We start from the raw sequence: 23,704 nt of genomic DNA on the forward strand, positions 1-23,704 counted from the left end.
TAGTTTTTTATTTGGCTAATCGAAGTCCTGAAAATTGCCATTGGGTTTCTGGTGAAAAGAAATTGCGGTACGTATACCGACTATGGTTTGCCGAGGTCGCTAAAGACGCTCCACGAAGTACCATTAAATTTATCATAAATTTTCCGTTGTACTCACCAACGGCGCCTTCGGCCACTTTAAAATTAGGATAGGGTAGGTATGCCGAATTGGTCCACTCCCAAACCGATCCCCAAGATAATTGATTAGATGCTATTTCCCATTCAAATTCTGTAGGTAAGCGGTAACCGGCCCAAAAGGCATATGCTGAAGCTTCGTAAAATGAGATATGTGTTAAAACGGCGTCGACATCGACCGGTTGTAAACCCGATAAGGTGTAATGATACCATTCGCCGCTAACAAATTTCCAATATAACGGACTCGAGATGTTGTTATTCTGTAGCCAATGCCAGCCGTCATCCATCCAGAATTTAGGACTCTTATAACCGTTGTCGTTAATAAACGCAATAAAATCAGCGTTTGTTACCATGTCTTTAGAAATTTTAAAATCTTCTAAAAACACGCGATGAGCGCCTAGCTCATTATCGTAACTAAAACTATCGTCTGTGTGGCCTATTTTATAAACATCGGCATTAAAGGATAACCACTCTTTAGTGGTGTCCTGTTTGCTGATGTAATTTTTATTTGAATATCTTGGATATGTAGGGTTATGCGAAAAAGTGAATTTTAAATCGGTAAGTAATAATTCTTGGTGCTGTTGCTCGTGATTAATTCCTAAAATGGTTAATTCCCGAATAGTTTTAGAAGGCGAATTGCTAAGCACGGTCTTCATTTTAGCATCTATATGCTGGCGATACTCATAAATATCAGTAATAGAGGGTCGTGTAATTAAGCCGCGGTGTTCTCGTTTTATGCGTTCTCCTAAACTGTTGTAATAACTATTAAATAAGAAGGCGTAGCTAGCGTCGAACACGTCATAATTATCGCAGTGTTTTTTTAATATCATTTCTTCAAAAAACCAAGAGGTATGCGCCAAATGCCATTTCGGCGGACTAACAAATGCAGCAGATTGCGGTGTGTAATCTTCGGTTTGTAGAGGTTTACAAAGAGTTTGGGTGTGGCGTCTTGTTTTAGTATAGGCGTCCAATAGATTTTTCATAGTCTTAAATATAATAAGTAATTATGAAAGGTAGCTTTGGAATAAGAGAATTTTAACACAATTAATACGATTATTGTCTTTCTCTAATTATTAGATTAGAATATGTTACTTTAAAAATATTATTATGGATCGGGTATAGGTGGAAACGCTTTTATTTTATTAAGGATTTAAACTTCCATTTCAAATAATGTAAATTCACCAGCTTTGTAATGCTCCGGCAAATTGGGAGTTTGGTCTAAAAAACTAATCCCTTTATTGGTAAAACCACAGCTAGAATAATACGCATTAATTTTGTCGTTTTTGGCGTGTGTATCTAGTCGAATAAACGATTTGTTAAGTTTTACAGCTAGCGTTTTCGACCAATCAACAATTGCTGTAACATACCCGCGACCACGATAATCGGGGTGCGTTGCAATACGGTGTAAATATAATGCTGGATCTTTATTGGCGTCTTTCCAAATGATAGGGTTATCGAAAGCAATTAAAAAGGTACATACTACCGTGTCGTCTTCTTTAATAACAAAATGGCGTTCATTTTTAATTTCAGCTTCAATTTGTGCACGATCGAAACCGTTCCAACTATTATTTTGATGTTGTTTCTGATATTTAGTAGCTTCATCATAGAGGTGAAAAATAGCATCGATATCTCCTGAACACGTGTTTTGAATAGTCATTTGTTATCTAAATTAAAGCGTTTCAATATTTATTTGGATTTCTGAAGCGTTTGAAGCAAACAAGAAATAGCGATTACGATAGCACAACCCACAAAATTAAGCCATAAAAACGGAAGGTTTATTATTTCATATTCATTTAAAAAGAAGAGCGCAATAACAATAACCTGAGTTAATAATGCGGCTACAAAAACCGCCTGCCCTTTTACAAACTTAAAGAAAAATGCAAGAAAGAATACCCCTAAAACGTTACCGTAAAATATAGAACCAATAATATTTACCAACTGAATTAAATTCTCGGCTAAATTGGCGACGCACGCAATACCAATAGCGATACTACCCCAAAGTAAAGTAAAGTACTTCGAGACTTTTACCATTTGTAATTCTGATTTTTCGCTAGTGTTTCGCTTGTATAAATCTAAAGTAGTGGTGCTGGCTAATGCATTCAATTCACTAGCGGTACTAGACATTGCTGCACTTAAAATAACGGCGAGTAAAAGACCAATTAATCCACGCGGCAAATTGTTTAAGATAAAGTGAATAAACACATAATCTTTATCGTTGCTTTCTACTTTTATACTTTTAGAGACTCCTGCTCTATCAATAAGTTCTCGGGCTTCGTTTCTTAAATCGTCACTCGTTGCGTTAGCGGTAGCGATAAAATTTTGCATTTCTTCGTTACCAGTATCGGCATAATTCTTTATGAGTTGCTTTTTGTCATTAAAAATTTGTTTTTGCTCTTCTTGAAGTTGCTTGTACTCGTCAGCATATTTCGAGTTTAAAACCACCTCTGTGGCTGTAGGATTAAAATTGACTGGCGATTCGTTAAACTGATAAAATACAAAGACCATAACCCCCACCAATAAGATAAAAAACTGCATCGGTATTTTTAATAATCCATTAAAGATTAAACCCATTTGCATTTCTTTTACCGATTTTCCAGAAAGGTAACGCTGCACTTGACTTTGGTCGGTACCAAAATACGAAAGCATTAAAAAGGTACCCCCAATAATTCCCGTCCAAAAGGTATAACGATTATTTAAATTGAAAGAGAAATCTAGAATCTCCATTTTACCACTAGCACCCGCAATGTCTAAAGCTTTAGTGAAAGAAATATCAGCAGGAAGTTTGCTTACTATTATAAAAAAAGCGATAAACATTCCGGTAAAAATTACTGCCATTTGATGCTTTTGTGTGACGCTAACAGCTTTTGTTCCACCAGACACCGTATAAATAATGACCAAAACGCCAATAATTATATTTAAGAGTAATAAGTTCCAGCCCAACACAGCCGATAATATAATGGCTGGTGCAAAAATGGTAATTCCCGCCGCGAGACCACGCTGTATTAAAAAGAGGATTGCGGTTAGGGTTCGCGTCTTTAAATCGAATCTATTTTCTAAAAACTCGTAAGCGGTATATACTTTTAAACGGTGGTATAACGGTATAAAAACCATACAGATAACTACCATCGCAATCGGAAGTCCGAAATAGAACTGAACAAATCCCATCCCGGAATGGAACGCTTGTCCTGGCGTCGATAAAAAGGTGATTGCACTAGCTTGCGTTGCCATTACCGATAAACCAATGGTCCACCATTTAGCATCGCTTCCGCCGCGAATATAATCTTCAACATTTTTACTCCCTCTGGTTTTGTAAGTTCCATACACTACAATAGTGAGAAGTGTCACTATTAAAACAATCCAATCTAATGCTTGCATAACTTAAAACGCTTTCATTATTAAATAAAAAATGATAATATATACAGCATTAGCAACCAAAACGATGGTGTATAGTGACTTCCATTTGTACTTGTCCATAATGTATTATGTTTTAATTTTTTAAAGATATCGTTTCTTTTCCTACCGAAAGGATGTTAGCAAATAAGCGATACGCTCCAGAAACTCCTGCAGGAAATTCTCTAAAAAAGCTTAACCCCGTGTATATATAATGACCTTTGCCGTATTTTGCAACTAATAAACTTCCTTTTTTAGGGGTTTCGTTTATGTCGTGTAATGATAAAATAGGCGTGAAGTGCTTATCCCATTGATTCGGGAAATATAAACCACGTTCTTGCGTCCAGCCTTCAAAATCTTTTTGTGTAATCGTGTTTGGGTAATTTAATAAAGAATGGTTAGGTTCTAAAAAAGTAACCTCTGCAAATTCATCAGTAACACGATCTTTAGATAATGATAGCGGGAACGGCGCTACATTTTCAGTTAAAAGCCTATGATTGGTGTTATATTGCACAACCATATTTCCTCCGTTTTTTACGAAATCAAATAGAATTTCTTGTTTAAATTTTAATTCTTCAACAGTATTATAAGCACGAATACCAATTACAACGGCATCATATTTACTTAGGTTTGCCGGCGTAATAGCAGCGGGTTTTATAATATCTACGGTGTAACCAATTTGTCTTAAACTTTCTGGTACAACATCACCTGCACCCTCAATATAAGCGATATTTTCTCCTTGCTTTTTAATATCTAAACGCACCACTTTACTTTCACTAGGGAGTAGAACGGTCTGGTACGGAATATGGTCGTAATCAATCTCTATTAATTCGTTGGTGTACGATTGATTTCCGATAGTTACTTTTGGTGTGAGGCTCCCTTCATCTTGATATTCTGGAGGAATTACCGTGAACACTAAATGTTGCTCTTGTCCCTTATACGTAATATTTACTTTCTGATGTTTTGGTAAAACACGCCATCCTTCTGGGTGATTTATGCTTACAAAGCCCTCTAAATTATCTTTTCCAGCTTTAACAATTACAGGAATTTCTTTAGCACTTTTAGTATCGAAAATGATAACTTTCTCTGCGATTTTTACTGAAGCTTCCGGGATAATTTCAAACGGTTTGTACGTTTCTCCTTTAACAGGATCATTTGTTTTAAAAACGACGGGTTTTATATACGGAATAGTAACGCCGTTAATAGACATGTTAAAAGTGACATTAAAATAACTCGGTGTTTCTGGAAGGCCGATGAGTTCCTTGTTAGACACTTTGTACATTCCTAAAGTTCCTTTTTCGGTAAGCCAATATGGAGTAGTAATCACCTTTTTATTTGAAGGTGTAAAGGTTTCTTGCAGTGCTATTTTTATATTTTCTAATAATGTGATGTTTTTAGAAATACTGAGGTTATTAGGAATAACTACGGAAGCCAGCGTTATATTTTGAGAACTTCTATTTATAATTTCAAGATCTAATTTCACCTTGTCATTAACGGTGGCGTGTGCTGTATTTGCTACCGCTTCTAAATATAAACCAGTGCAAGCTGAAATAATATTTTTTAATTCTTTAGATTTTATAGCTTTCCAATGGGCGTTCTCAATAGCTTGAAGTAACGTGTAGGCTTGGGTTAAACCTTCAATTGAAGCCGACGGGTTTTTAAAATCGAAATCACGTTGTACCTTTTCAAGAAGTGTTCCAATCGCCTGTCCGCCTTTAACACGATTCCAAGAGGTATCAATCCCATCAAAAAGGTCAGACTTGTCTATAGGCATATCACCTTTTATCAATTCCAAATAATCGAGACTCGACCCTCGTGTTCCTGTGTCTCCAAAACCTTGAGATTTATGTTGACTGCGGCTTAAAGACGCGATTTCGGTATTGCTTTTTCCCTTAGAAGCGTAGTAGGTACCAATGTCTATGGATAACAAGTGAGATTTATCGGCCGCATCAAATTTATCTTGACCACCATAAAACCAATACGACGTATTAAAAAATAAACGTTGTGGTTGCCAAGTGCCAAATTCTTGCACTTGATTTTTATAGGCCGCAGGATCGTTTGCGACATCAAAAGCTTCAACACTTAACATTGCAGAACTTGTGTGGTGACCGTGAGTTGTGCCTGGACTTCTGTGGTCGAAACGATTAATAATAACATCTGGTTTAAATTCGCGAATGGCTAAAACCACATCGCTTAGCACTTCGTTTTTATTCCAAATCGCTAAGGTTTCGTCGGGATGTTTAGAGTATCCAAAATCGTTAGCACGTGTAAATAATTGTTCGCCACCATCTATGCCTCTGGCAGTTAGTAACTCTTGTGTTCTAATAACACCTAAAAGTTCTCTAATTTCTGGGCCAATTAAATTTTGTCCGCCATCGCCCCGTGTTAGCGATAAATAAGCGGTTCGGGCATTAACGTTGTTAACCATATACGAAATAAGGCGAGTATTTTCATCGTCTGGGTGAGCGGCAACATACAGTACAGAACCTAGAAAATTAAGCTTTTCTATAGCATCGTATATTTGGGAAGCATTTGGCTTTTTAGGATGTTGAGCAGTTAGAGAAAACGTTACTGATAACAGCAATACAACAAGTAATTTTTGCATTATAGACTTTAAGTTTGTGGTGTTAGCTAATGGGGTTAGGAAGATAACATTTATGTAAATAACATCTACTACGCTAAATCAAACTGTGCTACTAATAAACCTAAGAACCAAATATAAAAAGAAAAGCAGCGTATAAAATGGGTTTAAGTTCAATTTAACGTTATTTAACTTTTGCGCTTATAACCACTTTTTACGTTTAAAGTAATATAGCATTCCTAAGAAAATAACAATCATAACAGCCCATAAAATATGGTAACTATATTTATAATGTAATTCTGGAATATTATCGAAATTCATTCCATAAATACCAGCAATAAATGTTAGCGGAATAAAAATAGTAGCAATGATGGTTAATACTTTCATTACCTCGTTCATTCGGTTGCTAATGGTGGTCATATACATATCCATCAAGCCCCAAATCATTTCTCGATAAATATCTATGGTATCTGATACTTGAATAATATGATCGTACACGTCACCAAAATAATGTAATGTTTTAGGGTCGATAAGCTTGTTTTCGCTTTTATCGATACGACTTATAATTTCCCGTAAAGGAAAAATAGCACGACGAATTTTTAAAATTTCGCGTTTAAGACTTTGGATATCGGTGGTAATTTCTTCTTTAGTTTCACCTTCGAATAAATGATCTTCAAGGTCTTCAATTTTATTACCCATAGTTTCGATAATAGCGTAGTAATGGTCTACAACCGAATCAATTAAAGCATACAATAAATAATCGGATCCCAAACTGCGAATACGTCCTTTAGATTGGCGAATGCGCTCGCGAAGAGCGTCGAAAACATCGCCCTCAGATTCCTGAAATGATAATACGTAGTTATGTCCTAATACAAAACAGACTTGTTCTGATACGATTTTCTCTTCGCTATCGTAATACATCATCTTTAAAACGATGAAGAGATACTCTTCATAATCGTCAATCTTAGGGCGTTGACCTGTGTTAACGATGTCTTCTAAAACTAAGGGGTGAAGATTATAATGATTGCCAACTTTTTCAATTTCGGCAATATGGTTTAAACCATTAATATTAATCCACGTAACAGAATCGGTGGTTTTAAAATGAAACGCTTCTTCTACCGTCTTTAATTCTTGTTCTTTAAAGTGACTGGAATTATAATCGAAAGACTCAATAAACAGATTAGATGTTTTATTACCGGTGTACACTAAAGCACCAGGAACTTGACCGAGTTGTTTTTTATAATTTTGAGTTCTGTTTTTAGGTTTCCTTTTAGACATAGGTTAAGGTTTAATGAAAATCGCCAAAATCTTCGATAGCATCTTTCTGAATTAAAGTTACAGCTTTTTGAAGAATTAAGTTATTGGGATAGGTCACTAAATTACCATCGTCTAATCGTAAATGCAATTGAAACGCTCTAATGTCTTCAATAATGGCTTCGATAGGGTAGTCTTTATCGTGTATTTGTATTTTGTCGCCTACTTTATAAGGAAACGAGAAAAACATAATAATTCCCGAAGTAATATTACTTAAAATAGACCAAATAGCAAATAAAGCAATACCTATTACTGCGAATACAGATGAAAATACAAGCGATATGTCTCTAACCTCTACACCAAATACAAAAGCTTCAACTAAAATTAGTATAAAGAATAAAACAACGGTAAGATAACGACAAATTAAGCCAATTCTGGCATCGTTGACACCTCTTTTATGACCAATTTTTCTAATAGCTAATCGTGCAAGAGCCCTAATAATTATAAAAATTATTATTATTATAACGGAGTTAATAAGTTGCGTTTTGTAAATTTCTGAGACCATTAATACTACTTTTACTGTAAAGGTAAGCAAGCGCTTCTTTACAAAATATTATTATAACATAACATTAATAATTGTTTTCTGCGATGGCAATTAACGTGCTGTATACGAGGTGTGTTGGTAAGCCCATGACGTTAAAATAAGAGCCTTCAATTTTGGTAACACCAATTTGCCCTATCCATTCTTGTATGCCGTAAGCACCTGCTTTGTCTAAGGGCGAATAAGTATTAATATAATACCAAATCTCTTCTTCTGAAAGCACTCTAAAGGTAACTTTAGTGACTGCATTTATTGTTTTTTGAAAGGTGGTATTTCTAATACAAACCGACGTGATAACATCGTGTGTTTTACCGCTTAATGAAGAAATCATTTCGAAAGCGTCAGCATTATTTTTGGGTTTTCCTAAAGCCTTATTATTGTGCCAAACAATAGTATCGCTAGTGACAAGAATATCGTTTGGTTTTAGTTCCTCTAGAAAAGGTAAAGATTTTAACTGTGCTAAATAATCGCTAATTTCAAAATGACGTAATCGCAGCGGGTATTCTTCTTTTATGGGTTTTAAACGGACTTCAAAATCTAAACCTAAATCCTTAAAAAAACCGTGTCTTCTGGGAGAGCCAGAAGCTAGAATAATATGTTTGCCTTTAAGTTTTTCGTTGAGCATATCTAAAATATAAAACGATACAATAGCATCGAGAACATACCGGTTACCATTATTACTTTTAGCATTAAACTTACGTGTTTAAACTGGGATTTCGTTTTTGCCATAAATAATTTAATAGCGGTATAAATTAGCGGACCAATTACAGCAATTAAAAAGTAAGCGATAGCATCGCTATGCATAAATAAATAAGCTGATATATAATAACTTATAACAAATATGGTGAAAATAGTTACACCAAATGCGGTTTTCCCTGTGCGCAATTTCCCTAAAAGAATAGGTAGCGTTTGCATTCCTTGTTTATGGTCGCCATCGACATCTATAATATCTTTAACGATTTCTCGAATAAAATTAATTAAAAACGCAAATACAGCATAATCTGTAAGCACCTCGAACATCGTTGATTGAATACTTTGGTTAGAAAGTGTTATCGCTGGAATTAACTCGAAAACACCAACAATAATAATGCTAAATCCAACTAATAAAGAAATAATAATATTTCCTGCAACAGCAATTTGCTTTAAATAGATAGCATAGATATATAGCAACGCAGCAATAACAACGAATAAACTAAAGAAGGCAGGTTTACCAATGGTTTGCGATAGATAAAAACCTAATAACACCCCAGTAATTGTGAATGCAAAATAGAGATTGTAGGCGATATTCTCTTTTATTTTTTTTCCAATAATAACTTTATTGGGCTTATTTATAGTGTCGGTTTCAACATCGTAAATATCATTAATAATGTAACCTCCTGCTGCAATGCAAACGGTACTTAAAATAAGAAACGCAAACCCTAACGAGCTTAGTGTCGTGTCTATGGCAAACGCAGGAAATAAAGCATATTTAATAAGCAGCTGTACAACAGCTACCATTAATAAATTTTTATAACGTATTAGTTTTAAAAAGCTCATTACTATTTAATTTTTTTATAATTATGGTTAGTGTGCTTCAGCATTAAAATTAGCATCCCAGTTATCCTGAACTTTCAAAACTTGCTCTATAACATCGCGAACGCAACCTTTACCGCCATTTTTGTGTGAAATATATTTAGAGATCACTTTAACTTCTCCAACGGCATCTTGCGGGCAGGCCGCTAATCCAGCACAGCGCATAACAGGAATGTCTGGGATATCGTCGCCCATATATAACACGTTTTCGGTATTGATATTCTTTTCTGAAATATAGGTATTAAACGGCTCGATTTTTAAGTGTGCTCCTAAAAACACATCGGTAATACCCAAGTTATTTAAACGTAAACGCACGCCTTCATTAGTGCCTCCAGAAATAATGCAGACGTTATACCCTTTTATTAGGGCTTGCTTTAATGCATAACCATCTTTTACATTCATTGTGCGCAGCATTTCGCCTTTTGCGGTAATCGTAACATTTCCATCGGTAAGCACACCATCGACATCAAAAATAAATGTGGTGATGTGTTCTAAATATTCTTTATAGCTTTTACTAGTGTCCATGCGTATTTTTTATAGATTGTGTGAGTAGGGTATAAATAGCTTGATGCTCTTCTTTTTCTAATTGCTTTAAATGCCTTTTTATTGTTTTTTTATCATTCCGTTTCGCTGGCCCTGTTTGCGCCATATAAGGCGAAATGGTTTCAATTTTTGCCGCTGTTTCTTTAATTAACGGTTTTAAAATATCGAATTCTACACCTTGAGACTCTGTGATTTCGTGCGCAATTCTATAGAGTTGATTACTGAAATTATTTACAAATACCGCCGCTAAATGAAGTGCTTGCCGCTGATCTGTGTTTACTTTATGAGGGTGGGCACCAATAGCTTTTGCTAATTTTTTAAGTACTTTTAAATCGTCTTTTTTCAAAGCTTCCACACAAATTGGAATAGCACTAAAATCGACAGTGGTATCTTTAGAAAAGGTTTGCAACGGATAGAAAACGCCGCGATTATGTTTTTTCTCTATCGCATACAAGCTCGTGCTGCCCGAGGTGTGTACCACTAATCGGTTAGAAAACGTAAGCTGCTCTGATAAGGTTTCGATAGCATCGTCGCTAACGGCTAATATGTAAACGTCTGCTTCTTTTAATGCTGATAGATCATCGGTAACAGCAACTTTGTTTTTATGTAAATCAATCGTTTTTAAATGCCTGTTGTACCACTGCACAACAGTAACTTCTTCTGAAGCGAAAAAGGCCTTAAATAGGTGAGTGGCTACATTTCCAGCGCCAAGAATAACTACTTTAATCATTCGGCAAAAGTAACTAAATTAGAGGTAAACTTTCCGGTCTAGTATGGATAATTTGTTAGACTTTTCTAATTTTTTTATAGCTCTAATTACAGTTTCGACACGCAGCCCAGTTAATTCCGAAATTTGTTGTCGTGTCAGTTTTACTTCGTAGCGTGTGTTTTGTTGCTTGTCGGCAGTTTTAAAATGATTTAATAACGTTAAAATGCGGTGTTCTGGCGGGTATATAGAAACCTCTTTCATTATTTTTGCCTTATAAATCATACGGCGGCAAATAAGCTGAGTGAGATTTAAATGTTCTTCCGGATGTGCTTTAAGCAGCGTTAAAAAAGCGTCTTTTGGAAGAATATAGATGTAGCTATCCGACGTGGTTTCAGCCGAAGCTGGATATTTAAAGTTTCCAAATAGTGGCGGTTCAGCAAAAGAATTATTATCTTCAAAGAACCCTTGTACAAATTCCTTTCCATCTTCCGTAAGGTTAAACATTTTTATGTTCCCAGTTAGGATTTGATAATAGTAGAGCGGTTCTTGTTTTTCATTAAACAATACCGTGTTTTTAGGGAAAAATTTAAGTTGTGTATTATACTGTTCTAAAAGAGCTGTAGCGATCATAGACTTATGATTTGAGTCATAAAATATCAAAGATAGGTTATCGAGCTTTGTAACATAATATTAATAAATACTTATTATGAAATTATATACTAATTTATTCACCGATTTTAAAAATTTATATATGGCTTATTTGCCATTGTCTATAATATTACAAAGCTGTATAGGCTCGATAGCCGCAATGTTAATTTTAAGAACAAGTACTCCAGAGTATTTTCCGTTTACTCAGTTAACAGCTTGTGTAATAATAACAATGCTCTATAATGCAGCTATTTTAGCCCAATTGAATTTGAAACTCATTTTTAATACCCTACTTTTATCGCTTGTTATAAACATATTATTAATTGTTATAAATCTATAAAATACGAACTATGACGTCACACAAAAAAGAGATTGAAACCCGAGAGGATGTGTTTTTATTAGTCGATGCGTTTTACGATAAAGTAAGAGTAGAACCTACTTTAGGCCCTATCTTTAATGGTGCAATTAATGATTGGCCAAAACACCTTGAGCATTTAACCACGTTTTGGGAAACGAGCCTTTTGTTTAATAAGGCTTTAGAGAATAAATATAAGGGAAATCCTATAGAAGCACATATAAAAGTAGATGCCCAAATGGATAATAGTATAAGCGAATTGCATTTTGGACTTTGGCTTAATTTATGGGTGGAAACTTTAGATGAACATTTTGAGGGCGACATTGCTGCAATGGCTAAACGCCGTGCGCGAAAAATGGCATCTTTTTTATATCTAAATATATTTGAAGCGCGACAACATCATTAAGAAAATTTAACATAAGTTTACTCATTACTAAGCCAAAAAATACAAACAAAAATAAGTATCTTTGCACGAGCTAAATAAAGGCTTATTATTATGCAAAATAAATTCGCAAAAATTCTATTTTCTACTCGTCTTACGGCCACTTTATTTATAGTTTTTGCCCTCTCAATGGGGATAGGAACTTTTTTAGATGCCGGTCAAGAAACGTCTCCAACGCCGTATTCAAGAACTCTAATATATAATACCTGGTGGTTTGAAGCTATTATGGTGTTTTTTGTTATTAATTTTATCGGTAATATGTTTAAGTACCGCTTATTCCGTTGGAAAAAGTGGGCGACACTAACATTGCATTTGTCATTCATTTTGATTCTATTCGGCTCTTTTATTACACGGTATATTGGATATGAAGGGATGATGCCTATTAGAGAAGGGGCGACCGAAAATACTATGTTGTCTCAAAAAACCTACATTTCGGGGTTTATAAATGGAGACTACGAAATTAATGGTGTGGCACAACGTTTACCTTTTGAAAAGAATGTAGACTTCTCGCCACGTTTAGAAAATGATTTTAACTTAGAAACAAAATACGACGGACAAGAAGTCGCCATTTCTCTTGAGAAATATGTTGGTGGAGCCGAGTTAGATATTATTCCAGATCCATCTGGCGAAGAATACTTGAAGTTAGTGGAAGCGGGAAACGGCGATCCACATAACCACTTTATTAAAGTGGGAACGATCGAGAATGTGCATAATTTACTGATCGCTTTAAATAAACCAACAGAGGGCGCTGTTAACTTAACCTATAAAAACGGTGAGATAACGATAGAGTCTCCATTTGAAGGGGAATATCTTCAAATGGCAACAATGAACACGGGGAAACTAGTTAAAGATAGCATCCAGCCGTTAATGTTACGTTCGCGTTATATTATTGGGGATATGCAAATGGTATTTCCAAAGCCTGTTATTAAAGGTGTTTTTGATATTGCAGAGCGTTCTAAATTATTAAAATCACCATCAGAAAACGGTGTTGTTTTAAATATAGCGTCTAACGGTGAGACTAAGCGCGTAAATATTTTGGGCGGTAGCGGTACAAATAATGGCTATACTAATGTTGAGGTTGGCGGTTTAGATATCGATATTAAATACGGGGCTAAAGTTATAGAGTTGCCGTTTAGTATTAAATTAAACGATTTTATTGCCGAACGTTACCCTGGTACAGAGAATAGTTACTCGTCTTTTGCGAGTCAAGTGACTGTTATCGATGAGCAAGAAGGAGATTTTGATTATAAAATTTTTATGAATCACGTTTTAGATCACCGCAGTTATCGTTTCTTCCAAGCGCAATTCGACCCTGATGAAAAAGGAACCATTCTATCTGTTAATCACGATTATTGGGGAACCTGGTTTACCTATTTAGGGTATTTCCTATTATACTTTGGATTAATGGCTATTTTATTTGACAAAAACACCCGTTTTAAAGATTTGGAACGTGGTTTAAATAAGATTAAAAAGAAAAAAGCAGAAAGCCTAACCGTTTTACTTTTATTAGTGTCGCTTTCTGGGTTCGCTCAAGAAGAGCAGAAGCATTCTAACAACGAGCAACATCAGCATACCACCGAAGCGCAAAATGGTGCTAATAAAGAGCGCGTCGTTGAGGGAGAGCTTAATACACAAGACGAACACATAAAAGTTAAGGCTACCAAAACACAAATAGATTCTGTCTTGCACGCTAATATAGTGCCTAAAGCACACGCAGAGTTATTTGGACATATGGTCATTCAAGATTTAGGAGGTAGAATGATGCCGCTTAATACCTATGCTTCAGAGCTCCTTAGAAAAATTAGTAAAAGCGATACCTACGAAGGTTTCGATGCCAATCAAGTCTTTTTATCTATTCAAGAAAGTCCGATGATTTGGTATAACGTACCCATTATATATCTTAAGGCGAAGAAAGACGATTCTATTCGTAAAATTATAGGGGTGGATAAAGATCAGAAATATGTAACTTTATTAGACTTTTTTACAGACGATTTTGAGTACAAACTAAAGCCTTACTTAGAATCAGCATCAAACACTCAGGTAAAGACGGGATATCAAAAAGAATTTTTAGAAACGAATCAAAAGGTAAATCTTTTATCGAATGCTATTGAAGGACGGGCGTTAAAAATATTTCCTGTTCCAGACGACGCAAACAATAAATGGATTTCTCCTATGGAATTTAGAACGGAGGGTTACAGAGAGAAAATTGCCGATTCAACCTACGCCAGTTTTATAGACTCTGGTTTTAATTGGTATTTATATACAGTTAATGAAGCTAAAAAGAAAGGCGATTTTAAAGCGGCCGATAAATTTTTGGAAACCTTTAAAAAGACACAACATAATATTGGTGGAGCAGTAATGCTTAACGACGATAAAGTGCACGCCGAAATTATGTACAACAAGTACGATGTGTTTAAAAAGCTATTTAGCTGGTATATGTACGCGGGAACGTTATTGTTTGTTGTTTTAATTATTCAAATTTTTAAGACGAGAAGTAAAGCGATTAATATCTCGGTTCAGGTTTTTAAATGGATTATTGTAGGGTTATTTGTACTACATACCGCTGGTTTAGTTGCCCGTTGGTACATTTCTGGTCACGCACCTTGGAGTGATGCTTACGAATCTATGATTTATGTGGCTTGGGCGACAATGTTCTTTGGTTTAGCTTTTGGTAGAAAAAGTGACCTAACTATGGCATCAACAGCCTTTGTAACTGCAATGATTTTAATGATTGCACATTGGAACTGGATGGATCCAGCAATTGCAAACCTTCAGCCTGTTTTAGACAGTTATTGGTTAATGATTCACGTATCGATTATTGTGGCAAGTTACGGGCCATTTACATTGGCAATGATTTTAGGTATCGTCGTTTTATTATTAATGATACTTACTAACGAAAAGAACAAAGCTAAAATGCTTTTTAATATCAAAGAGCTTACTATTATTAATGAAATGGCATTAACCGTAGGTTTAGTAATGTTAACTATTGGTAACTTCCTTGGTGGACAATGGGCAAATGAGAGTTGGGGGCGCTATTGGGGCTGGGATCCAAAAGAAACGTGGGCCTTAATTAGTATTATGATATACGCTTTTGTTATACATATGCGTTTAGTACCTGGTTTACGCGGAAGGTGGGTTTTTAACCTGATGTCTATAGTTGCCTTTTCAAGTATTTTAATGACGTATTTTGGAGTGAACTTTTACCTAGCAGGACTACACTCGTATGCCAGTGGAGATCAAATTGTGAGTCTTAAATTTATTGGTATTGCAGTCGTTATTGTTGCTATACTTGGTTTCTTTTCGTACTTAAAATATAAAAAGTTTTATAAAAAATAATCTGTAATGGGGTTTTTTAAAGAATTTAAAGAGTTTGCCGTAAAAGGTAATATGATGGATATGGCCATTGGTATTATCATTGGTGCATCCTTTAATAAAGTGATTGATGTTCTTGTAAAGAAGGTGTTAATGCCACCATTGTCGTTGTTAAGCGACGGTATTAATCTTCAAAATAAACGATTAATACTTCGTGATAGCAAATTAGACCAAGCGGGTTCGGTGATAGCTGAAGAAGTGGCTATTCAATACGGCGCTTTTGCCGAGGCTTCAATCGATTTTTTTATCGTCGGGATAACTATATTCATTGTGGTAAAAGGAATGAACAGATTAAGAGATCGCTCTCAAGACCCGAAAGATAAAACGGTGAAAACTCCTAAAGATATTCAGTTGTTAACCGATTTAAATGCGCTTATGCAAGAACAGAATGCCTTATTACGAAAACAAAAAGAAAAGTTTAAAGACTAATAAGGTCGTAATTATAGGATGTGATTATATAAGAAGATAAGTAGCCGTTAACACAGCTCTATAAAGTATTTTAATTTGGTTAAATTCAACTTAAAAAAGCAGACATTAAAAAAGCAGTACTCTTTTAACTCAAAAGGGTACTGCTTTTTTTAGTAGTAAATTGTAATGTTACTACAGTTTAATTAATGTTTTATTCAAATTTAAATCGTCCAGCATATCGTGGGTAAATTTGTAATGACCACGCTTGGTAATGATTCTAAATCTATGATCGTTCATTCGTGTGAGTACGTCTAAGAAGCGCCATTTTGTTTTTAATAACCGTGGTTCTTGACTTTTTACGCTAATTTCGAAATAATATTTTCTGGTACGTCGTGTGGCCGTAATATCTGGAGTAATGGTAATATCACTTCCTTGTTTTCTGTAGGATTTTGGACTGTCGTAGCCTTTAACGTCCGATTTAATATTTTCAAATCCTAAGTTTTCTAAATAGTTAATCGATTCCAATAGGAATGCTTCGTTTTCTTTTTTCTCTGAGTGTACCATACCCTCAATTTAGAGAAATAAACCTTAGTTAACCGTTAAGAGCTTGTTAAACCATTGTTTTTTAACAGTTTTTATACGGTATTCTAAATAACGTTACTAACAAATACAAACCCTAATCCTGCTAAAATTGCAAAACCAAAACTCATTAAGGTGCCTATTAAAACATATTCGGTGAGTTTTCTGTCTTTCGCCTTGCTTAAATCTCCAAATCTAAAAATAGATTTTGCTGCCATTAAAAAACCGACACCTTCCCAATGGCCGGTAATAATAAAGACGAAAACAAATAAACGCTCCAAAACACCGATATATACGCCAGCCTGTTCTAGCGATTCGGTATTTTGGCCTTCGGTAGATTCTAAATCCCATTTAGAAATAACCACTTTCATACATACCGAAGCGACAACGGTAGTAATCAATAAAAAGGTGATAAAAACAATAAGATAGGGCGTAATTAATGCTTCAATAGAAAAATCAGATCGGTAATAAATTGCGGTGACGACGCCCAAAACAAGAAGATGTGCGATTTGGTCTACCACAAATAAAACACGGGTATTCCTCTTTGTATTAAAATGTAGTTTAATAAGATCTATAACGTAATGCGTTGGAATAACAAGAAGAAATGTAAGCCAATACGTTTTAAAATCGGCTTGTAAAACCACTGTTAAGGCCAGAAAATGAACCCCAATATGGTAATATAAATATTTCGATTTGTATTTCTTCTTTAATTTATGTTTTACCCATTTTGTAGGTTGAAAAACAAAATCTCCAATACAGTGCGCTAGTAAAAGTTTTATAAAAAAGAATACCATAATCGGTTAAAATTGAGCGTTGTAAAATTGAAGCATTTTAGATATTTCGTCGTAACCAGTCCGTTTTAATCCTGCGCTAATATTACTTTGTTTGCGATTTAATACTTTAGCAATTTCAACTTGGTTATAATTGGAATGCTCTAAAGTCGTTTTAAATAATAGAGCGGCTTTTGGCGTCCAGTAATCCATAGTAAGCAAAGCTAGATCTAGCATTATGTTTATAGGGTTGTTAAACGTGGCGTCTTCGGTTTTAATGGCTAATGTCGATTTTTTTAAACCCTCAAAACAGTCTCCCGAATTCACAAAGGCACTACCGTTAGATTCGGTAATCGATTCTGCATCATACGTTTTTTCGCCAACGCCAATTGCTAATCTTACATCAATCGATTTAAACTGCTTGATGGTTGCCTTTAATAATAAAGCTGTTTTTAAGGCCGTTTTTGGAAGGATTTCCAATTGAAAACTATCGCCGCGGTAAATTTCCCATTGTTTAGGAGAAGCACCGTATTTGTTAAGTTCAGATTTTAATGCGGTTAACCACAGATTCGGGTCTCCACTTCTAGAGCTTATAATATCGCCAGTTATAATGCCTGTCATTATCAATAGATTATACGTAAATGTATTCATTTTTTATAATAAAACCTAAAATATATGCTTAAATGTATATATTTATAATTATATACCAAAAACCATATATTTAATTTAATATGGTGTATCGTATACAATTCTAACATTGCCAACTAGTGTGTTCAATCCAAATAATTTGTTGGAGAGTTAACTAAGGTGCCGCAGTTGGGCAATCAATAGTTTAAGAAAAAACAGTCTAGAACCAAAGAACCAAGACTATGAGATCGGTTTAGTCTGCTATTCGGTATCTTGCTTCTTTTAGTGCAGCGGTCTTGAGTCTGATACCTCGATGGTTCTGCCTTTAAGTCGTTTATTGGTAGATCGTGTATTTAAAATACTTCGACTTTAGAAACTAATTCGATTATCAATTTTTTATCTTTACAAAATGAGTAAAAAACACTTAGGGGTCAATACTATTTGTGCCCATATCGGAGAAATTAAAGACGAACAGTTTAAAGGAGCAGTGTCTCCTATTTATATGTCTACATCGTATGCTTTTGAGGACGTCGCGGTTAAACGTTATCCGCGTTATTTCAACACGCCAAATCAGGAGTTTGTATCCAAAAAAATAGCCGCTTTAGAACACGCGGAAACCGGAATGATTTTCGGTTCGGGTATGGCAGCCATTAGCACAGTGTTTCTAGCTTTCTTAAAAGCGGGCGATCATATTGTGGTGCAAAACACATTGTATGGTGGTACGAGCAATTTTATTCGCGAAGAGTTTCCTAAATATGGAATTGAGTTTACGTTTACTAAGGGCTATGCTGTTTCAGACTTTGAAGCTGCAATACAAAGTAATACGAAGCTAATTCATATTGAAACACCTTCAAATCCATTAATGACGGTTACCGATATTAAAGCTGTTGCACAATTAGCGCAATCTAAAAGCATTAAAACAACCATCGATAATACATTTGCTAGTCCTATAAATCAAATACCAATAGATTTGGGTATTGATATTGTAATCCATTCGGCAACAAAATATTTAGGCGGACACAGTGATATATTAGCAGGAGCTGTAGCTTGTACAGAAAAAGACAGGGAAACTATTTGGAATGTTGCCAAAAATCTTGGTGGTAGTTTAAGTGATTTTATGGTGTGGATGTTAGAGCGTAGTTTAAAAACCTTAAAACTTCGTGTAAAAAAGCAAAATAAGAATGCCCTAAAAATGGCTCGTTTCTTAAGTGCTCATAACGCCGTAAAAAAAGTCTATTACCCAGGATTGAGAACACATCCACAATACGATTTAGCAAAAGCACAAATGAAAGGTTTTGGAGGGATGCTCTCTTTTGAGCTTCATGATAATTACGACGCTTCAAAATTTCAAAAAGCATTACAATTAATAAAGCCGTCTATGAGTTTGGCGGGTGTAGAAAGCACGATGTTATCACCTTATTTAACCTCTCACGCTTTATTAACACAAGAACAACGCGATGCTTTGGGTATAAGTAACGGATTGATACGTTTCTCGGTAGGTATAGAATCTGTAAAAGATTTAAAAGCAGATATCGAGCAAGCCCTAAGCGCATTGCACTAATTTTAAACAATACACAGACTATTTTGCATAAAAAAAACAAGCATAAAAACGGGTATAATTTTGACAATTTACGCGCTACAAATAAAGATTTAGAACCGTTTGTATTTACCAACACGCACGGCACGCAAACTATAGATTTTGCAAAACCTGATGCTGTAAGAGCTTTAAATACGACTTTACTTAAAGCGCATTATACTATTTCACATTGGGACTTTCCTAAGGTTAATTTATGTCCGCCAATTCCTGGGCGTGTCGAGTACATACATTATATGGCCGATCTGCTAAAAATGCCAAAGCCTAATGCTAATATCAAAGTTTTAGATATTGGTACTGGGGCAAGCTGCATTTATCCACTACTAGGAAACGCAGAGTACGACTGGCAGTTCGTGGCAACCGACATCAGTGAAGGATCGCTAGCATCAGCACAGAAGATAGTGGAGAAAAACAAGTTAAACGATGCTATTTCTTTTCGTTTACAACGGAATTCTGCTAATATTTTTAAAGGAATTTTAAGAGAGAATGATGCCTTTTCTTTGTCTATTTGCAATCCTCCATTTTATAAAAATGAAGCTGAAGCATTCGAAGCTACAACCCGAAAACTAAAAGGGTTAGGAAAATTAACAGACACTGTTGTTAGAAACTTTGCAGGAACGGCTCAAGAATTATGGTTTGAAGGTGGTGAAAAAGCCTTTTTACATACCTATTTATACGAAAGCTCACTTTACAAAAAGCAATGCGTTTGGTACAGTAGTTTAGTGTCTAATAAAGCACACGTAAAATCGATGCAGGCGTCATTAAAAAAGCTTAATGCAGAAACCGTAAAGGTGATTACGATGCCAATGGGTAACAAAGTGAGTAGAGTAGTAGCGTGGACCTTCTTTACAGATGAAGAATTAAAAGCAGCAATAAAAAATAATTACAAATGAAACTAGATATATTAGCGTTTGGCGCACATCCTGACGATGTCGAGCTGGGAGCGGGAGGAACGATAGCCAAAGCCATACACGAAGGAAAAACAGTAGGGATAATCGATTTAACACGTGGTGAATTAGGTACGCGTGGAACAGAACATACTAGAAAAGAAGAAGCTAAGGTGGCAGGTGAAACTTTAGGTGTATCAGTACGTGAGAATTTAGGTTTTGCTGATGGATTTTTTCGTAATGATAGAGCGCATCAGTTAGAAATTATACGATTGATTAGAAAATACCAACCTGAAATAGTGTTATGTAATGCTAAAGATGACCGGCACATCGATCACGGTAAAGGCAGTGCGTTAGTTAGTGATGCGTGTTTTTTAAGTGGATTACTTAAAATTGAAACTGAAAGTGATGGAAAACCACAAGAACATTGGCGGCCAAAGCAAGTGTATCATTATATACAATGGAAAAATAGTGAGCCAGATTTTGTAGTTGATGTTAGTGGGTTTATGGCGGTAAAACTAAAATCGGTCTTTGCTTATAAAACACAATTCTATGATAAGGACAGTAAACAGCCAGAAACGCCAATTACCAGTAAGAATTTTACCGATAGCATAGAGTATAGAGCAAGAGATTTAGGACGCTTAATTAATGTTGATTATGCAGAAGGCTTTACCACAGACCGTTACGTAGCAGTGAAAAGTTTGTTCGATTTAATTTAGAAAAAAATTAAAAATTTTGATAAAAATGCTTTGTAATAATTAGTAAATAATATACATTTGCACACGCGTTAGTATAATGCAAAAATGGTGGTTGTAGCTCAGTTGGTTAGAGCATCGGTTTGTGGTACCGAGGGTCGCGGGTTCGAATCCCGTCTCTCACCCAAAAGTAAAAGCTTCTCTTTTTAAGAGGAGCTTTTTTTGTATGTGTTATTTTGGATTTATTTAGATTGTGCGCGCTTAAAAGGGATCATTCCTAAATGTTGTGTATAGAGCCGTCTAAATTTTTAAATATCCGCAATAGAGAATTCAATCTAATTCTTAATAACCTATAAAACGCTTCAACTGCGCTCAGGAGAAACTTAAGCCTCGGCTTGTTGGGTTTTCATTCTTTTCTAATTATTACTTTAAGAGCACTCTCTGGACTGCGCTCGAGGGGGGAGACGTTTAATACCTCTTAAATATATATTATACAACTTTAAGCTTTAGGTTGCTGTAGTGTTCAACAAATAGAGCGGGCTAAAAACAACATTTAGGACTGATTCGGTGTTAGCCTTATCCGAAATCAGTAGAAATCTAGTATATAAGTAGTGCATTAGATTTTCTAAATTTCATAGAGATTCTAATTTAAAAAATAGAATCGAGAAATTTGTTACTCACTATTCTTTGATAATTGATCACTATTTAACCGCTCACCAATTATCAAAACACTAAAAAATAAAAAGGCTTAATAATAAACAGTGTTTACTATTAAGCCTTTCTTTACGTCTTGATATTTTTTAGCCTAATTATTTTGCTGATCTATCCACAATAATACGGGCGTCGCGATTAGCCAACTCCCAAGCCGTGTAAAATACTAAGCGAGCGCGATTTTCTAATAAATCATATTCGATTTTATCAGGTGTATCGCCAGGCTTATGGTAATCGTCGTGTGTTCCGTTGAAATAGAAAATACAAGGAATATTGTTTTTAGCGAAGTTATAGTGGTCAGAACGGTAGTAAAAACGGTTCGGATCGTTTTCTGCATTAAACGTGTAATCTAGATCAATGTTCATAAACTTCGAGTTCATTGTTTCAGAAATAGCGTGTAATTCTGAACTTAATTTATCGCTACCAATAAGGTAAATGTAGTTTCTATTTTTCTTTTCACGTTTAGGGTCGAGACGGCCAATCATATCAATATTTAAATTTGCTACCGTATTTACTAATGGAAAAATAGGATCGTGATCTGTATAATAGCTAGAACCTAAAAGTCCTTTTTCCTCGGCAGTGACGTTTAAAAATACCACAGAACGCTTTGGTCCGAAACCATCAGCTTTTGCTTTTGCGAAGGCTTGAGCAATTTCTAAAACAGCAACTGTTCCAGAACCATCATCATCGGCACCATTATAAATTTCACCGTCTTTAACACCTTCGTGATCTAAATGCGCAGAGATTACAATGTATTCGTCTGGCTTTTCACTTCCTTTAATAACAGCAGCAACGTTTTCTGACATGATTTTTTCAGAATTGTTAGTGAATTCTAAAGTCATTTTTGTTGAAACGATTTTTGCTGTATTATTGGTTTCAATATCACTCACTAAACTTTTTGCTAAGTCGGTATTAATTATAAAGTAATACATTTCATTCGTATCAACGTCTAACGTCATACGTCCGCTTGGATTCCCATATCTAAGCGCGGCCATTTTGTACACTTCTGGGTAATAAAATAACACGGCTTTAGCCCCTTTTTCTTTAGCAATATCTCTTTTCTTAGCAAATTGCGTTCTATATTCAGACCACTCTGAAGTTTCAGTCGTTCCTGTTATAAGGTACGTTCCATCTGCATTTTTAGGTTCTCCAGATTTAATAACCACCACTTTATTTTTTACATCTAATCCGTCGTAACTAGAATATGTTTCATTTTCAAAACCAAAACCAACATAAACAATCTCGTTGGCCGTAATAGTTTGCGTATTTCCAGCACCCACCGATATTAAATCGTCAATGTAAGTAAAGGCTTCTCCGTTTACGTTTATCGCAACATCGGGCTTTCCTAAGACTTGTAAAGGCACATTTTGAAAGTAATTACCATCTTTTTTTGCAGCAGGAACGCCGTCTTTAATGTAGTAATCTCTAATGTAGTCTACCGCCATTTTCTGACCCGGTTTTCCAGTATCTCGGCCTTCAAACTCATCAGATGCATACGTGTACAGCATCGTTTTTAATTCTGCCTGAGTAATCGTGTTGGCATACACCGAAGGATCGGCAGTTTGTTGTGTTGTTTTAGTCGTACTCTGAGTTGTGCTACCACAAGCAGAAAAAAGAAGCGATAAGGCAACTAGATAAAGTGCTTTTTTCATAAAAGAATGTCTATAATAAGTTAGATTAATTGCTAAAAATACGAGAAATAAAGGGGCTTTTAGCAATGCTTTAACACTCTTTAACACTCTTTAACACTCTAAATATCTTCACTATGGTATTATTTATAGTCTAAGATTGCC

22 protein-coding genes and 1 tRNA gene are annotated in these 23,704 nt (G+C 35.3%); 8 read left to right on the forward strand and 15 right to left on the reverse strand.

From position 1 onward, the window contains the following. Positions 1 to 7: 7 nt before the first annotated feature. From egtB to ES676_RS12570, 11 genes are all read right to left on the reverse strand, one after another. Entirely contained in the window at positions 8 to 1,156 is a 1,149-nt protein-coding gene (gene egtB / locus ES676_RS12520) for an ergothioneine biosynthesis protein EgtB (protein WP_148370669.1), read from the reverse strand. A 167-nt stretch (positions 1,157 to 1,323) separates the two neighbouring features. Further along, positions 1,324 to 1,830 (reverse strand): GNAT family N-acetyltransferase, encoded by a 507-nt coding sequence (locus tag ES676_RS12525; protein ID WP_148370670.1) that lies wholly within the window; start codon positions 1,828 to 1,830, stop codon positions 1,324 to 1,326. A 29-nt stretch (positions 1,831 to 1,859) separates the two neighbouring features. Then, positions 1,860 to 3,548 (reverse strand): sodium:solute symporter, encoded by a 1,689-nt coding sequence (locus tag ES676_RS12530; RefSeq protein ID WP_148370671.1) that lies wholly within the window; start codon positions 3,546 to 3,548, stop codon positions 1,860 to 1,862. A 112-nt stretch (positions 3,549 to 3,660) separates the two neighbouring features. Next, the gene (locus ES676_RS12535) at positions 3,661 to 6,168 is read right to left on the reverse strand and encodes a PIG-L family deacetylase (RefSeq protein WP_148370672.1); all 2,508 of its coding nucleotides are present in this window, start codon (positions 6,166 to 6,168) and stop codon (positions 3,661 to 3,663) included. A 177-nt stretch (positions 6,169 to 6,345) separates the two neighbouring features. Next, on the reverse strand, positions 6,346 to 7,422 hold the full coding sequence (gene corA / locus ES676_RS12540; protein ID WP_148370673.1) for a magnesium/cobalt transporter CorA: 1,077 nt from the start codon (positions 7,420 to 7,422) through the stop codon (positions 6,346 to 6,348). Positions 7,423 to 7,432: 10 nt separating this feature from the next. Continuing rightward, positions 7,433 to 7,963, reverse strand: a complete 531-nt coding sequence (locus ES676_RS12545; RefSeq protein WP_148370674.1) for a mechanosensitive ion channel domain-containing protein — start codon at positions 7,961 to 7,963, stop codon at positions 7,433 to 7,435. Between the two features lie 64 nt (positions 7,964 to 8,027). Next, entirely contained in the window at positions 8,028 to 8,624 is a 597-nt protein-coding gene (locus tag ES676_RS12550; RefSeq protein WP_148370675.1) for a Maf-like protein, read from the reverse strand. Between the two features lie 2 nt (positions 8,625 to 8,626). Continuing rightward, complete coding sequence (locus ES676_RS12555; RefSeq protein WP_148370676.1) at positions 8,627 to 9,535, reverse strand: geranylgeranylglycerol-phosphate geranylgeranyltransferase; 909 nt, start codon at positions 9,533 to 9,535, stop codon at positions 8,627 to 8,629. 27 nt (positions 9,536 to 9,562) lie between these two features. Next, on the reverse strand, positions 9,563 to 10,096 hold the full coding sequence (locus ES676_RS12560; RefSeq protein WP_148370677.1) for a KdsC family phosphatase: 534 nt from the start codon (positions 10,094 to 10,096) through the stop codon (positions 9,563 to 9,565). After that, on the reverse strand, positions 10,086 to 10,844 hold the full coding sequence (locus tag ES676_RS12565) for a Rossmann-like and DUF2520 domain-containing protein (RefSeq protein ID WP_148370678.1): 759 nt from the start codon (positions 10,842 to 10,844) through the stop codon (positions 10,086 to 10,088). The genes ES676_RS12560 and ES676_RS12565 overlap by 11 nt, the downstream gene beginning before the upstream one ends. Before the next feature lie 18 nt (positions 10,845 to 10,862). Continuing rightward, positions 10,863 to 11,453, reverse strand: coding sequence for a Crp/Fnr family transcriptional regulator (locus ES676_RS12570; protein ID WP_148370679.1), 591 nt, complete (start codon positions 11,451 to 11,453; stop codon positions 10,863 to 10,865). Positions 11,454 to 11,529: 76 nt separating this feature from the next. Between ES676_RS12570 and ES676_RS12575 the strand changes: the two genes are divergently transcribed. From ES676_RS12575 to mscL, 4 genes are all read left to right on the forward strand, one after another. Beyond that, the gene (locus ES676_RS12575; RefSeq protein WP_148370680.1) at positions 11,530 to 11,811 is read left to right on the forward strand and encodes a hypothetical protein; all 282 of its coding nucleotides are present in this window, start codon (positions 11,530 to 11,532) and stop codon (positions 11,809 to 11,811) included. Between the two features lie 10 nt (positions 11,812 to 11,821). Continuing rightward, the gene (locus ES676_RS12580; protein WP_148370681.1) at positions 11,822 to 12,232 is read left to right on the forward strand and encodes a group III truncated hemoglobin; all 411 of its coding nucleotides are present in this window, start codon (positions 11,822 to 11,824) and stop codon (positions 12,230 to 12,232) included. 90 nt (positions 12,233 to 12,322) lie between these two features. Beyond that, entirely contained in the window at positions 12,323 to 15,604 is a 3,282-nt protein-coding gene (gene ccsA, locus ES676_RS12585) for a cytochrome c biogenesis protein CcsA (protein WP_148370682.1), read from the forward strand. Between the two features lie 6 nt (positions 15,605 to 15,610). After that, positions 15,611 to 16,069, forward strand: a complete 459-nt coding sequence (gene mscL, locus ES676_RS12590) for a large conductance mechanosensitive channel protein MscL (protein ID WP_148370683.1) — start codon at positions 15,611 to 15,613, stop codon at positions 16,067 to 16,069. Positions 16,070 to 16,240: 171 nt separating this feature from the next. On the opposite strand, the gene ES676_RS12595 is transcribed toward mscL, so the two are convergent. The 3 genes from ES676_RS12595 to ES676_RS12605 form a co-directional block, all read right to left on the reverse strand. Next, complete coding sequence (locus tag ES676_RS12595; protein ID WP_148370684.1) at positions 16,241 to 16,612, reverse strand: hypothetical protein; 372 nt, start codon at positions 16,610 to 16,612, stop codon at positions 16,241 to 16,243. Positions 16,613 to 16,695: 83 nt separating this feature from the next. Next, a complete protein-coding gene (locus tag ES676_RS12600) occupies positions 16,696 to 17,421 on the reverse strand; it encodes a DUF3307 domain-containing protein (RefSeq protein ID WP_148370685.1) in 726 nt (241 codons plus the stop codon). Between the two features lie 6 nt (positions 17,422 to 17,427). Further along, positions 17,428 to 18,048, reverse strand: coding sequence for a transcriptional regulator (locus tag ES676_RS12605; RefSeq protein WP_246130364.1), 621 nt, complete (start codon positions 18,046 to 18,048; stop codon positions 17,428 to 17,430). A gap of 385 nt (positions 18,049 to 18,433) precedes the next feature. Between ES676_RS12605 and ES676_RS12610 the strand changes: the two genes are divergently transcribed. The 4 genes from ES676_RS12610 (at position 18,434) to ES676_RS12625 (ending at position 21,386) form a co-directional block, all read left to right on the forward strand. Beyond that, complete coding sequence (locus tag ES676_RS12610; protein WP_148370686.1) at positions 18,434 to 19,585, forward strand: trans-sulfuration enzyme family protein; 1,152 nt, start codon at positions 18,434 to 18,436, stop codon at positions 19,583 to 19,585. A gap of 23 nt (positions 19,586 to 19,608) precedes the next feature. Beyond that, positions 19,609 to 20,511, forward strand: coding sequence for a 23S rRNA (adenine(1618)-N(6))-methyltransferase RlmF (gene rlmF / locus ES676_RS12615; protein WP_215731651.1), 903 nt, complete (start codon positions 19,609 to 19,611; stop codon positions 20,509 to 20,511). Next, positions 20,508 to 21,224: a bacillithiol biosynthesis deacetylase BshB1 gene (bshB1, locus tag ES676_RS12620; RefSeq protein WP_148370688.1), complete on the forward strand. Its 717-nt coding sequence runs from the start codon at positions 20,508 to 20,510 to the stop codon at positions 21,222 to 21,224. The genes rlmF and bshB1 overlap by 4 nt, the downstream gene beginning before the upstream one ends. An 86-nt stretch (positions 21,225 to 21,310) precedes the next feature. Next, positions 21,311 to 21,386: transfer RNA gene (locus ES676_RS12625), tRNA-His, on the forward strand. Positions 21,387 to 22,009: 623 nt separating this feature from the next. Here ES676_RS12625 and ES676_RS12630 read toward each other — a convergent pair. Next, complete coding sequence (locus ES676_RS12630; RefSeq protein WP_148370689.1) at positions 22,010 to 23,563, reverse strand: M28 family peptidase; 1,554 nt, start codon at positions 23,561 to 23,563, stop codon at positions 22,010 to 22,012. Positions 23,564 to 23,704 lie beyond the last annotated feature (141 nt).

It is taken from the genome of Bizionia saleffrena, from assembly GCF_008086175.1.
In the GTDB taxonomy this organism is placed as follows: domain Bacteria; phylum Bacteroidota; class Bacteroidia; order Flavobacteriales; family Flavobacteriaceae; genus Bizionia; species Bizionia saleffrena.

What these genes read in the sequence shown, in the direction of transcription:
- egtB (WP_148370669.1), bottom strand. Translation starts at nt 1,156, where the DNA reads ATGAAAAATCTATTGGACGCCTATACTAAAACAAGACGCCACACCCAA.
- ES676_RS12525 (WP_148370670.1), bottom strand. Translation starts at nt 1,830, where the DNA reads ATGACTATTCAAAACACGTGTTCAGGAGATATCGATGCTATTTTTCAC.
- ES676_RS12530 (WP_148370671.1), bottom strand. Translation starts at nt 3,548, where the DNA reads ATGCAAGCATTAGATTGGATTGTTTTAATAGTGACACTTCTCACTATT.
- ES676_RS12535 (WP_148370672.1), bottom strand. Translation starts at nt 6,168, where the DNA reads ATGCAAAAATTACTTGTTGTATTGCTGTTATCAGTAACGTTTTCTCTA.
- corA (WP_148370673.1), bottom strand. Translation starts at nt 7,422, where the DNA reads ATGTCTAAAAGGAAACCTAAAAACAGAACTCAAAATTATAAAAAACAA.
- ES676_RS12545 (WP_148370674.1), bottom strand. Translation starts at nt 7,963, where the DNA reads ATGGTCTCAGAAATTTACAAAACGCAACTTATTAACTCCGTTATAATA.
- ES676_RS12550 (WP_148370675.1), bottom strand. Translation starts at nt 8,624, where the DNA reads ATGCTCAACGAAAAACTTAAAGGCAAACATATTATTCTAGCTTCTGGC.
- ES676_RS12555 (WP_148370676.1), bottom strand. Translation starts at nt 9,535, where the DNA reads ATGAGCTTTTTAAAACTAATACGTTATAAAAATTTATTAATGGTAGCT.
- ES676_RS12560 (WP_148370677.1), bottom strand. Translation starts at nt 10,096, where the DNA reads ATGGACACTAGTAAAAGCTATAAAGAATATTTAGAACACATCACCACA.
- ES676_RS12565 (WP_148370678.1), bottom strand. Translation starts at nt 10,844, where the DNA reads ATGATTAAAGTAGTTATTCTTGGCGCTGGAAATGTAGCCACTCACCTA.
- ES676_RS12570 (WP_148370679.1), bottom strand. Translation starts at nt 11,453, where the DNA reads ATGATCGCTACAGCTCTTTTAGAACAGTATAATACACAACTTAAATTT.
- ES676_RS12575 (WP_148370680.1), top strand. Translation starts at nt 11,530, where the DNA reads ATGAAATTATATACTAATTTATTCACCGATTTTAAAAATTTATATATG.
- ES676_RS12580 (WP_148370681.1), top strand. Translation starts at nt 11,822, where the DNA reads ATGACGTCACACAAAAAAGAGATTGAAACCCGAGAGGATGTGTTTTTA.
- ccsA (WP_148370682.1), top strand. Translation starts at nt 12,323, where the DNA reads ATGCAAAATAAATTCGCAAAAATTCTATTTTCTACTCGTCTTACGGCC.
- mscL (WP_148370683.1), top strand. Translation starts at nt 15,611, where the DNA reads ATGGGGTTTTTTAAAGAATTTAAAGAGTTTGCCGTAAAAGGTAATATG.
- ES676_RS12595 (WP_148370684.1), bottom strand. Translation starts at nt 16,612, where the DNA reads ATGGTACACTCAGAGAAAAAAGAAAACGAAGCATTCCTATTGGAATCG.
- ES676_RS12600 (WP_148370685.1), bottom strand. Translation starts at nt 17,421, where the DNA reads ATGGTATTCTTTTTTATAAAACTTTTACTAGCGCACTGTATTGGAGAT.
- ES676_RS12605 (WP_246130364.1), bottom strand. Translation starts at nt 18,048, where the DNA reads ATGAATACATTTACGTATAATCTATTGATAATGACAGGCATTATAACT.
- ES676_RS12610 (WP_148370686.1), top strand. Translation starts at nt 18,434, where the DNA reads ATGAGTAAAAAACACTTAGGGGTCAATACTATTTGTGCCCATATCGGA.
- bshB1 (WP_148370688.1), top strand. Translation starts at nt 20,508, where the DNA reads ATGAAACTAGATATATTAGCGTTTGGCGCACATCCTGACGATGTCGAG.
- ES676_RS12630 (WP_148370689.1), bottom strand. Translation starts at nt 23,563, where the DNA reads ATGAAAAAAGCACTTTATCTAGTTGCCTTATCGCTTCTTTTTTCTGCT.